Origin of the sequence: Paenarthrobacter sp. NPDC057355 (assembly GCF_042667405.1) — a bacterium.
Taxonomy (GTDB): Bacteria; Actinomycetota; Actinomycetes; order Actinomycetales; family Micrococcaceae; genus Arthrobacter.
In genome coordinates this window covers 64588-75504 of the sequence record NZ_JBHVAL010000021.1, presented here as the reverse complement: position 1 = coordinate 75504, position 10917 = coordinate 64588, and the positions used below count along the sequence as shown (strand labels likewise).

The 10917-nt window shown below is 64.2% G+C and carries 11 protein-coding genes; all 11 read right to left on the bottom strand.

Translation table 11 applies throughout. The features are described 5' to 3' along the window. Positions 1–381: 381 nt before the first annotated feature. Positions 382–1914 (bottom strand): DHA2 family efflux MFS transporter permease subunit, encoded by a 1533-nt coding sequence (locus ACFUOZ_RS18780; protein WP_377550873.1) that lies wholly within the window; start codon positions 1912–1914, stop codon positions 382–384. 104 nt (positions 1915–2018) lie between these two features. Continuing rightward, positions 2019–2921, bottom strand: coding sequence for a pantoate--beta-alanine ligase (panC, locus tag ACFUOZ_RS18775; protein WP_377550871.1), 903 nt, complete (start codon positions 2919–2921; stop codon positions 2019–2021). 5 nt (positions 2922–2926) lie between these two features. Continuing rightward, positions 2927–3835 (bottom strand): Rossmann-like and DUF2520 domain-containing protein, encoded by a 909-nt coding sequence (locus ACFUOZ_RS18770; RefSeq protein WP_377550869.1) that lies wholly within the window; start codon positions 3833–3835, stop codon positions 2927–2929. Next, positions 3828–5342: a PH domain-containing protein gene (locus ACFUOZ_RS18765; protein ID WP_377550867.1), complete on the bottom strand. Its 1515-nt coding sequence runs from the start codon at positions 5340–5342 to the stop codon at positions 3828–3830. Before ACFUOZ_RS18765 ends, ACFUOZ_RS18770 begins: the two co-directional genes overlap by 8 nt. Positions 5343–5356: 14 nt before the next feature. Then, positions 5357–5869 (bottom strand): PH domain-containing protein, encoded by a 513-nt coding sequence (locus tag ACFUOZ_RS18760; protein ID WP_274258985.1) that lies wholly within the window; start codon positions 5867–5869, stop codon positions 5357–5359. After that, positions 5850–6371 (bottom strand): DUF3180 domain-containing protein, encoded by a 522-nt coding sequence (locus ACFUOZ_RS18755; RefSeq protein ID WP_377550865.1) that lies wholly within the window; start codon positions 6369–6371, stop codon positions 5850–5852. The genes ACFUOZ_RS18760 and ACFUOZ_RS18755 overlap by 20 nt, the downstream gene beginning before the upstream one ends. Positions 6372–6373: 2 nt before the next feature. Further along, positions 6374–6913 carry a 2-amino-4-hydroxy-6-hydroxymethyldihydropteridine diphosphokinase gene (folK, locus tag ACFUOZ_RS18750; protein WP_377550863.1) on the bottom strand — a complete coding sequence of 180 codons (540 nt, stop codon included), beginning with the start codon at positions 6911–6913 and terminating at the stop codon, positions 6374–6376. Next, positions 6910–7269, bottom strand: coding sequence for a dihydroneopterin aldolase (gene folB / locus ACFUOZ_RS18745; protein ID WP_377550861.1), 360 nt, complete (start codon positions 7267–7269; stop codon positions 6910–6912). Before folB ends, folK begins: the two co-directional genes overlap by 4 nt. A gap of 12 nt (positions 7270–7281) precedes the next feature. Further along, positions 7282–8187, bottom strand: a complete 906-nt coding sequence (gene folP / locus ACFUOZ_RS18740; protein ID WP_377550859.1) for a dihydropteroate synthase — start codon at positions 8185–8187, stop codon at positions 7282–7284. Between the two features lie 5 nt (positions 8188–8192). Continuing rightward, a complete protein-coding gene (gene folE / locus ACFUOZ_RS18735; RefSeq protein ID WP_377550857.1) occupies positions 8193–8825 on the bottom strand; it encodes a GTP cyclohydrolase I FolE in 633 nt (210 codons plus the stop codon). A gap of 10 nt (positions 8826–8835) precedes the next feature. Continuing rightward, positions 8836–10905 carry an ATP-dependent zinc metalloprotease FtsH gene (ftsH, locus tag ACFUOZ_RS18730; RefSeq protein WP_377550855.1) on the bottom strand — a complete coding sequence of 690 codons (2070 nt, stop codon included), beginning with the start codon at positions 10903–10905 and terminating at the stop codon, positions 8836–8838. Positions 10906–10917: the final 12 nt, after the last annotated feature.

The following is a 10917-nucleotide window of genomic DNA, read 5'->3' as shown; positions in this document are numbered from 1 at the left end:
ACCCCCACACCAAATCCACCCAAACCCCACCCAAAAACCCCGCAAACACAAGGCAAACCCCGCCAAAACAGCGGACGAAACACCCAAAACACCCACAAACCCACCCCGTGAACCCCATCACACCACCCAGCCACCCGCCGTCGAACACCCAACCGAGCGAGCGTTCGCGCCAAACCCCGGGAACGTGAACGAGCGACCAGCCCAAACCTCGGGAACGTGAGAGAGCGTCGGTACCCGCCCTGGAATTTGGGTCCAGTCCCGAGAGCAACAACGCTCCCCCACGTACAAGGTGAGAGAGCGTTGAGGTGAAACGGTTGTTATGTGAGCGAGCGACGGCACCAAACCCGCGGGATGTGAGAGAGGGGCGGGGGGCGCGCGGGGTCAGTGGCCTCCGTGGGCTCCGGCGCCTTCGGTCTTCCGCATCATGGCGCCGAGCACCACGGCGATTACGGCAATCACCGTCGCGGCCAGGAACGCGGCCTGCATGCCGGCAACCAGTCCGGACGAAGCCGAAACCACGGCGTAAATCGACACGAGCAATGCGGTGCCGGCCGCGCCCGAAACCTGCTGGGCCGTGCTGATGATTGCCGAACCATGCGAGTAGAGATGCGGCGGAAGCGGGTTCAGTCCGGTGGTGAACGCCGGCGTGAACAGGAGCGCCAAGCCGAAGCTCAGGGCAACGTGAAGGGCAATCACCCAGCCGAGGGAGCTGCCCTCGTCGAGCCGGGAGAACTGCCACAGCGTCAGGACCATCAGGATGGAACCGGACAGAGTCAGGGGCAGAGGGCCAACCTTGTCGAAGATCCTGCCGATGACGGGGCCCAGCAGACCCATGGCCAGGCCACCGGGCAACAAAGCCAGACCGGTTTCCAGCGGCTGCAGGTGCAGCGTGTTCTGCAGGTACAGGGGCAAGAGGATGACTCCGCCGAAGAGGGCCATCATCGCCACCACCATCAAGAGCGTGGACACGGTGAACATGCGGAACTTGAAAGCACGCAGATCCAGCAACGGGGCATCGGACTTCTGGAGCTTGAGCTGCCGGAAGACAAACAACGCCAGGCAGAGAAGGCCAATGACCAGCGCGATCACCGGAACCACCCCCGCATTGGAACCACCGATCTGGCTAAGGCCATAGACCAGCCCACCAAAAGCCGGAACCGTGAGGATCACGGACGTGAGATCAAGTGTGGTCTTCTCCCCCTCCCCCACGTTGGTCAGGTACTTGGCACCAATCGCGAAAGCGGCCAAGGCAACGGGCAGCACGAACACGAACATGAAGCGCCACGAGAAATGGTCGAGGATGATGCCGGAAACGGTGGGTCCCATTGCAGGTGCCACTGAAATGGCGATGCTCACGTTGCCCATGACAGCGCCGCGTTTGGACAGCGGGACCAGGGTAAGAATGGTGGTCATCAGCAACGGCAGCATGATGGCCGTGCCGCCGGCTTGGACGATACGGGCAAGCAGCAGTACCAGGAATCCCGGTGCCACTGCCGCCAGGAGGGTGCCACCGCTGAAAAGCCCCATTGCCAGCATGAAAGCCCCGCGGGTACTCATGCGTTGCAAGATGAAACCCGTGGTGGGAATGACCACTGCCATGGTGAGCATGAAGCCGGTGGCCAACCATTGGACGGTGGAGGCACTGACCTGAAGATCCGTCATGAGGCGCTGCAGGGCAACGTTCATGATGGTTTCGTTGAGGATCACCACGAAGGTCGCCACCAGCAACGTGACGATGACTGTCACGGACTCGCGGGACATCTTGTCAGAGGCCGGCGCCTGCGGGGTCGGGGACTGCGGGGCCTGACCCTGGGATCCGGGCGCCTGTGCGGACGTTGTCCCTGCTGAGGCGGGTGCTCCGGAAGCCCCGGATTCGGGCTTGCCGTTTGCGTCGGACGTGACGTCGGTAGACATGAAGGTTCCCCAAGGTTTGAATGTGATGTCCGGCGATCAGTGCCGGTGAAGACTAAAACAGTCTAGACGCCCGGCCAATTCCCGTCACCAGAAAAAATCAAACCTCAGGAAAACAATGGGGCGTTATCGATGAGCCGCACGGGGCCCACCTTTGCGGCGATAATCGCCAGCCCTTCGCCCCGGAACGGGGTTTCCTTGCAGTTTTCGGCGAGCGGTTCCAAGGTGGAGGGATCCACGACGTCGAAATAGTCCAGTTCCACCAGCGGCTGGGACTGGACAAGCGCGACGGCGGAATCGAGGTCGAGCGGTTCGTGCGCCTTCGCGCGGGACTCGATAAGGCGCAGGGCCCGCGACAACACCAAGGCCGCTTCGCGTTCGTCATCAGAGAGGAAGCGGTTGCGGCTTGAGAGGGCCAGGCCGTCGTCGCTGCGGACAATGGGCACAGGGACAATCTCCACGGGGAAGTTCAGGTCCGAGACCATCCGCTTCACCAGGGCCAACTGCTGCGCGTCCTTCTGGCCAAAGTAAGCCCGGTAGGCCGCCGTCGTGCCGTCCGCGGCAGCACCTCCGGGGAGTCCGTAGTGCAGCAGCTTGGCCACCACGGTGAGGGCGCCGTCGAAATGCCCGGGCCGCGACGCGCCTTCCCACTTTTCGCCCAGCGGTCCGGAGGTAACACGCACCAACGGTTGCCCGCCCGGGTAGACCTCGTCCACTGACGGCGCAAAGACGAGGTCCACACCCTCGGCATTCAGGAGCTCCATATCGGCATCCAGCGTCCGCGGGTACCGGTCCAGATCCACGGCGTCACCGAACTGCAATGGGTTCACGAAAATAGTCGCGACCACAACATCGTTCTCGGCCGCTGCCGTCCTTGCCAAGGCGGCATGCCCCTGGTGAAGGGCACCCATCGTGGGGACGAGGCCCTGGGAACTCCCGTGCTTTTCAGCAAGCAGCCGCGCGCTTTCCGCGCGCAACTCCGCTTCGGTGGTCACGAGTTTGATGGCCATCTGGTTCAGTTTCCTTCCGTCGCTTTGGGTTCTGCATCCAAAGCCGCGTCAATATCCGTCAGTTGTTCCGGGCCCAGGAGGCCGCGGTTTCCGGCCCTGCGCGCCGTTGCGCGCGCCATGGCCCGGTAGGCGGCAAGGACGTCGCCGCCGGCACCGGCGTCGTACTCTTTCAGCGCCTGGGCGTGCGCAGTAACAGTACCCACATCTCCGCGGGCCACTGGCCCGGTCAGCGCTGATTCGCCGGATGCAAGGGCGTTTTCAAGCGTCGCCCTCAACAGCGGACCCAGCATCGACTCCGGACTTTCGACGCCGATCTCCCGCAGCATCTGCGAGGCCTGTGCCACCAGGGTGACCATATGGTTGGAGCTGTGGGCCAGTGCCGCATGGTACAGGGTGCGGTCCGCTTCGGCGATGGCGACGGGCTCGGCGCCCATTTCCACCACGAGTGCCTGCGCGATCGGCAGCATGGCTGCATCCGCAGTGACACCGAAGGTGCAATCCATGAGGCGCGTCAGGTCAAGGCTCATGCCGGTGAAGGTCATGGCCGGGTGCAGGGCCAGGGGAATCGCACCTGCGGCCCGCACGGGATTAAGGATGCCAACGCCATACCGGCCCGATGTGTGCGCCACCAGCTGACCCGGCTGCCAGGCACCCAGCGTAGCCAACCCAGCCACCAATTCGCCCAGGGAGTCGTCAGGTACCGCCAACAGCACCAGCTCGGAACGCTCCACGATGTCCTGGATTTCCAGGATCGGGACGCCGGGCAGCAGGTTTTCGGCCCGCTCGCGGCTCGCCTCGGACACGGCGGAAACCCCGACGACGGCGTGCTCGGCCGCGCGCAAAGCCGCGCCCAGGACTGCTCCCACCTTGCCGGCGCCGACGATTCCTACTCCGAGTCGTCCTGGCTTAGCCATCGAGTCGGTCCTCCTGGTTGATGTGTTGGGGTTGGGCTGCTGCCGCAACCTCGGGAGCCTGCGGCGCCACCTGCGCCAGCCACTGCTCACTGGTCTGCCGTTTGCGCGCCTCCCGGGCGCGGGCCGCCTGCTGGTCGAAAAGTTCCACCGCCTGCGGCACTCCCGCTTGGAACACCCTTGGCATGACTGGACCGGCCGTGGTGTGGAGGACAAGATCGGCCACGCCGAAACGGCGGGCCAGGGGACCTTGCTGCAAGGCCATGGATTGGGTGCGCTGGTGCGGAACCACCACCAGCGTGCGCCACCACCGGCCGGACCGGATCAGCAGCGCAGTGCCTGTGGCGAGGAAGCCGTTACGGCGCCACCCCAGCGGAGCCAGCAGCCAGGCACGACGCGGCGTAGTGACGAATCCGTCAGTCCGGGAAGCGCTGCCAGAGGCCGGCGCGAGCCCTTCCAGACCCGCAATGAACACGGCCTCGGGACTATCAACACCGGGATCCGGCAATACCAACGACAGCATCCGCAGGGCGTCGGACTTCATCCCCACCGGGAGCAACATGGTGCGGGCCGCGCCCTCGGTGCTGCCCGCCGCACCATAACCGGCTACGTTGACGTGCATGCGGTACCAGCCAAAAATCCTCCAAATGGGAGGCTGCCTCACCATCACGGCCTGGATCCGGCCCGGAGGCAACGTCTGGGCCTGCGTATCCAGCAAGCCATAGCGGAGCCGGATGCCGTCAGGGGAAATGGCGGCAGTGAAGTTGTAGCCCTTGTTGAACGCACTCCAATATGAGGCGCCAATACCCAAAATGGCAGGAATGAGCGCCAGGAAAATGGCCGTGTTATCCAGGAGAACGCTCATTGAAACCACCGCTGCGGCGCCGAGGAGGATGCCCACGGTCTGTTCGCTTAGCAATAGGGAACCGAGAAGGCGCCCGGGCGGGACCGACAACACAACATGCTCCGGCGCTTCCGGGACTTCCTGGGTCGAGCCAGGTTCGCTGACCACGCCCGCCGCACGGGCAAGGATGGTGGCGCGCAGCTGCTTGGCCTGCTCCACCGGGAGGTAAGCCAGCCGCACGGCCGACTCACCGGCGTCGGCCACCTCAAACTTGAGTTCCGCGAGACCGAAGATCCGCGCCAAAAGGGGCTGCACAATATCGATGGCCTGCACCCGATCCAGGCGGGCCTGCCGCTGCTGCTTGAACAGGAAGCCGGTGTTCACGCGGACAAAGCCCTCGGCCACCTGGTAGCGCGTGAAATACCAGCTGAGGATGAAGCCACCCACCGTCAGCAGCAGCACCACGCCGCCTGCGGCCAGCAGCCATGGGACCCTGCCGCTCAAAGTCGGGTCAACGAAGTCCCGGCCCTGCAGCATCCGCTCGAAGGCATCGCGCCCAAAGAAGAATCCGACGGCGGCCAAGGCCACCCAGCCGCGCACGAACGGTGACGCAGGGTGGACCCGCTGCCAGCCGCCGTCGACCGCCTGATCCGGCAACACCGTCACTGGCTCTCCAGGGCTCACAGCCCGGCCAGCCTGGCTTCTCCGCGGGCCGAGAGCTGCTCCCGCAAGCGGGCACCTTCCTGCGCTGGAAGGCCAGGAAGATGCGCGTTTGTTCCCGTCGAAGCCGTGTGGAGTTTCAGGGTGCACAGCCCCAGGCTGCGCTCAACAGGACCGACGGCGACATCGACGTACTGCATCCGGCCGTAGGGAACCACCATAGTGCGCTGGAAAAAAATGCCCCGGCGGATGAGCAGATCATCGTCGCGTTCGGCGTAACCGATGGCCCGCACTTGACGCGGAATCAGCACCAGGCGCCACAGCGCCAGCACCAACATCACCGCGGGGACTGCGATCGCCAACCACAAGGGCGGCCAACGCCACCAACCCAGAAGCACGAACACAAGCGGCAGGCTAAGAACGGCCAGCATCACCAGGTTGCCGATGGCCCACTCCACCAAACGGACGGTGACGTACTTCGGGGAAACCCGCAGCCACTGGACGCCGGGAGGGTCAATCGCCTCGGTATGCATATTCGCCTTCGCCTTTGGTCTCTCCGCGGCGGGTTTCCGGACCGGAAGTGCCGCCCTCGATATCCTCCGGCGGTATACGGCAGAAACGCTCCACCACGAGCCCGACGACCACCATCACCACGCCGCCTCCGCCCATCAGCAGCGCGTTCCACAGGATGCCTTCACCGCTGCGCAAGGTGCCGATCCGCAAAAGATCCACGGCAATTCCGGCATGCCAGCCAAGGAGGAGCGTTCCCGCGTAAGCGCACGCCTGGGCAAGGATCAGCGTCCTTGCAGCAAGGATCGGGTTCAGCAGGTTCTTCTTCTTGCCGTTCCGCCAGCGCAGGACCCGCACACCCATAAAGAGCGTGAGCCCGGCAATAACGCCCATGGTGACCAGTGCCGACGTCGGCAGGACCGGAGTGGGCATGCTGAAGCGGTTGGTGGACAACGTTGCCAACCACCCGATGACGGCAGCAATGACGGCGATGAGCACCAAAACCACTGGGCGCATGGCTTTCATGGCTACTCCACCGCCCCTGTCGCCGGGATGCCGGCGACATCGCCATAGCCGTCAAACCTGCGGATGTCCGGCATGTCAGCAGCGACGGCGGCCAGCTCGGCCACGCTCCGGCCCTCCAGCTCGGCGTGCGGTTCAAGCAGCGACCACGGGTAGAGCACGAAGGCCCGTTCGGCTGCCCTGGGGTGCGGAATGGTGAGAACGGGATCGTCGCTCACAAAGTCACCGAACACGATGATGTCCACGTCCAGCGTCCGTGGACCCCAGCGCACTTCACGCGTACGGTGATGCTTTTCTTCCACCTCGTTGCAGTGCTTCAGGAGCTCCAGCGGGGTAAGCGTGGTTTCCACCGCCATGACCATGTTCAAAAAATCAGGCTGGCCCTCCGGCCCACCGACGGGCTTGGTCTGAACCACCGGCGAAACCCCCAGAAGGCGGACCTCCGGCGGGTCAACCAAATCCGCGACAGCAGTGGACAGGGTGTCGTTGCGCTCCCCCAGGTTGCTGCCCAACGCCAAAATGGCCTTGGTATAGCCAGAGCTCATGACCGCTCCCGGTGGACGCTGACGGTCACATCGCCGAACGGCACCTCGATCGGCGCCTTGGGCTTGTGGACAGTGATGTCGACGGCGGCCACGTTGTAGTTCTCGAGGATGCCCTCGGCGATCCGCACAGCGAGGCCTTCAATCAGGTTCAAGGGCTCGCCCTCTATGTGCTTGGTGATCAGCTCTGCGACCTGGCCGTAATGCGCTGTGTACTGCAGATCATCGGTCTCGGCAGCCTGGGTGAAATCCGTGTGCAGCACGGCATCCACGACGAAGGGCTGGCCGTCCCGGCGCTCGAAATCGAACACTCCGTGATAACCGACGGCGGTGACGCCGGTCAGCGTGATCCTGTCCACAGCTTTATCCAATCAGCGGGCGATACGGGCGGCAACCTTGACGGCGTCAAGGTTGGGACCGACGTCGTGGACGCGGACAGCCCAGGCGCCCTTGGCAGCACTCAAAGCGGTGATGGCTGCGGTAGCGGAATCGCGCTCCAGCGGAGCAGCCGACTTACCGGCCACGGTAAGAAGCGAACCCAGGAAGCGCTTGCGGGAAGCGGCCACCATCACCTTGTGGCCAAGGGTGAAGAGCTGGTCCAGGTTCTTCAGCAGCTCCCAGTTCTGGTCCTCGTTCTTGGAGAACCCGATGCCGGGATCGACGATGATCTGCTCCGGAGCAACGCCTGCGGCATACAGTTTGTCGCGGACGCCGCTGAGTTCGGCCACCACGTCCTCGGTTACGTTGTCGTAGTCCGTCAAGCTGTCCATGGTCCGGGCGTCCCCACGGCGGTGCGTGAGGATGTACGGGACCTTGGTGCGTGCAACGAGTTCCGGCATACCGGGTTCGATGGTCAGGCCGGACACATCGTTGATGATGGCGGCACCGGCCTCGACGGCTGCCGCAGCCGTCGAGGTGTGCATCGTGTCGATGCTGACCAGTGCACCCGCCTTCACCAGGGCCTGGACCACCGGCAGGACGCGGCGCTGTTCTTCTTCGGGGTCCACGGGCTCGGCGCCCGACCGCGTCGACTCGCCACCGACGTCGATGATGTCAGCTCCGGCGTAGAACATCCGCAGGCCCAGCGCGATTGCCGAGTCAGGCGTGCGGTGATTGCCGCCGTCGCTGAAGGAATCCGGGGTGACGTTGAGGATTCCCATGACGAGCGTGCGGTCCGTTGGCAGGTCCTCGAACCTGGCCGCCGGCCGCGGCTTACGGAGAACCGGCAGCGGGCTTGTAGCCGGGCCGGTTCCGGGTGCTGCAGCGAGGGAGTCCATAATGCTTACCTTCCGATGATGAGGCTCATGGCCTCGGCGCGGGTGGCCGGGTCATGGAGCTGACCGCGCACCGCGCTGGTGACGGTCTTGGCGCCCGGCTTGCGGATGCCGCGCATGGACATGCACATGTGTTCACATTCGACGACGACAATCGCCCCACGCGGGTTGAGGTGGTTCACCAGGGCCTCTACGATCTGCGTGGTGAGGCGCTCCTGTACCTGCGGCCGGCGCGCGTAGATATCCACCAGACGGGCCAGCTTGCTGAGGCCGGTCACCTTGCCGTCATGTGACGGAATATAACCAACGTGGGCCACTCCGTGGAACGGCACAAGGTGGTGCTCGCACGTGGAGTAGAAGGGGATGTCCTTCACCAGGACGAGCTCTTCATGGTCGAGGTCGAACGTGGTGGAAAGAACGTCAGCCGGGTGCTGGTGGAGTCCCGCGAAGACCTCCGCGTAGGCCTTGGCCACGCGCTTTGGCGTGTCCTGCAGGCCGCCACGGTCAGGGTCTTCGCCAATGGCCAGGAGGATTTCCCGGACAGCCGCTTCGATGCGCGGGCGGTCCACCTTGGAGTGGGCCTTGGAGCCCGCGGCGGAACCGTGGGCGGCGGCGAGGTCGTCGTCGTCGAAATGAGTCACAGCAGAAAGCTTAGCCGTGATGTGGGTGGTCGTTGCCGCCGTCGGGCTGCGGGGCCTGGAAGGAATCCTGGCTGCTGACGCCTTGGGCGTGCGGAGCTACAACGTCCAGCGGCTCGTCCAAACGGGCCTTCTTGGCTTCCTCCTGGGCTTCGCGCTCGGCCTTTTCGGCGCGGGTTTCCACCGGCGGAATCGACTGGACCGGCCGGGATTCCTTGGACAGCCAGATCTCGCGGAAGTCGCGCTTGCGGATGTCGTGGAAGATCTCGGCGATCTCGGTCTGGTTCAGTGTTTCCCGTTCCAGGAGTTCCAGCGCCAGGCGGTCCAGGATGTCCCGGTTTTCCGTGAGGATGGCGTACGCCTCGTCATGTGCCTGGTCGATCAGGCGACGAACTTCTTCGTCCACGACATATGCGATCTGGTCAGAGAAGTTCCGCTCCTGGGCAGCGTCACGTCCAAGGAACGGCTCACCGCCACCTTGGCCCAGCTTCACAGCACCAACGCGTTCGCTCATGCCGTACTGGGTGACCATCTTGCGGGCCGTGGAGGTGGCCTTTTCGATGTCGTTGGAGGCACCCGTGGAGGGGTCGTGGAAGACGATTTCCTCGGCGACGCGGCCGCCCATGGCGTAGGCCATCTGGTCCAGCAGTTCGTTGCGGGTGACCGAGTACTTGTCGTCCTCGGGGATCACCATGGTGTAGCCGAGGGCGCGGCCGCGGGGAAGGATGGTGATCTTGGTGACCGGGGCGGAGTTCCGCAGTGCTGCTGCCACCAGCGCGTGGCCACCTTCGTGGTACGCGGTGATCTTGCGCTCGAGTTCCTTCATCACGCGGCTGCGCTTCTGGGGGCCGGCCATGACGCGGTCAATGGCCTCGTCCAGGGCGCGGTCGTCGATCAGGTTGGCGTTTGAACGGGCAGTCAGCAGCGCGGCCTCGTTCAGGACGTTGGCCAGGTCGGCACCGGTGTAGCCGGGAGTCTTCTTGGCGACAGCCCTGAGGTCGATCCCTGGTGCCATCGGCTTGCCCTTGGCGTGGACGTTGAGGATCTGCTCGCGGCCCACCATGTCCGGGGCTTCCACGGTGATTTGACGGTCGAAGCGGCCTGGCCGCAGCAGTGCGGGGTCCAGGACGTCGGGACGGTTGGTGGCAGCAATCAGGATGACGTTGGTCTTGACGTCGAAGCCGTCCATCTCCACAAGGAGCTGGTTCAGGGTCTGCTCGCGCTCGTCGTTTCCGCCACCGATTCCGGCACCACGGTGACGGCCGACGGCGTCGATCTCGTCCACGAAGATGATGGCAGGGGAACTTGCCTTGGCCTGCTCGAAGAGGTCGCGGACGCGGGAAGCGCCCACGCCGACGAACATCTCCACGAAGTCCGAGCCCGAAATGGAGAAGAACGGAACACCGGCTTCACCGGCAACAGCACGGGCCAGCAACGTCTTACCGGTGCCTGGAGGGCCGTAGAGCAGAACGCCCTTGGGGATCTTGGCGCCAACAGCCTGGAACTTGGCCGGTTCCTGGAGGAACTCCTTGATTTCCTGGAGCTCTTCCACGGCTTCGTCAGCACCGGCAACATCGGCGAAGGTCACTTGGGGCATGTCCTTATTGACCAGCTTGGCCTTGGACTTGCCGAACTGCATCACCTTGGAGCCGCCACCCTGCATGCGGGAAAGGAGGAACCAGAAGAGCACACCCAGCAGCAGCACCGGGATGAGCAGCGAGAACAGGCCGGAGAACCAGTTGTTCTCTACGGGCTGGTCGGTGAATCCCTTGTCCGGGTTGGCGTTGGTGACAGCCTTAACGACGTCGGGACCACGGTCCGTGACGTAGAAGAACTGGACGTTCTTGCCCTTGTCCTGTCCGTCCAGGTTGAGGTTGTCCTTGAGCACCAGGTCGACGCGGTTCTCGGCGTCGAAAATCTTGGCCTGCTCCACCTTGCCGCTCTGGGAAAGGAGTTCGAGGCCATCCTTGGTGTCAATGCGTGTGGAACCGCCCGGAGCCAGTGTTGCGAATGCCACCAGGAGCAAGCCAACGACGACAACAATCCAGATGCCCGGGCCCTTGAAGAAACTCTTAGCTTTCATCTGATCGGGGTT

Coding starts and splice junctions, on each gene's coding strand:
- ACFUOZ_RS18780 (WP_377550873.1), bottom strand. CDS start 1,914: ATGTCTACCGACGTCACGTCCGACGCAAACGGCAAGCCCGAATCCGGG.
- panC (WP_377550871.1), bottom strand. CDS start 2,921: ATGGCCATCAAACTCGTGACCACCGAAGCGGAGTTGCGCGCGGAAAGC.
- ACFUOZ_RS18770 (WP_377550869.1), bottom strand. CDS start 3,835: ATGGCTAAGCCAGGACGACTCGGAGTAGGAATCGTCGGCGCCGGCAAG.
- ACFUOZ_RS18760 (WP_274258985.1), bottom strand. CDS start 5,869: ATGCATACCGAGGCGATTGACCCTCCCGGCGTCCAGTGGCTGCGGGTT.
- ACFUOZ_RS18755 (WP_377550865.1), bottom strand. CDS start 6,371: ATGAAAGCCATGCGCCCAGTGGTTTTGGTGCTCATCGCCGTCATTGCT.
- folK (WP_377550863.1), bottom strand. CDS start 6,913: ATGAGCTCTGGCTATACCAAGGCCATTTTGGCGTTGGGCAGCAACCTG.
- folP (WP_377550859.1), bottom strand. CDS start 8,187: ATGGACTCCCTCGCTGCAGCACCCGGAACCGGCCCGGCTACAAGCCCG.
- ftsH (WP_377550855.1), bottom strand. CDS start 10,905: ATGAAAGCTAAGAGTTTCTTCAAGGGCCCGGGCATCTGGATTGTTGTC.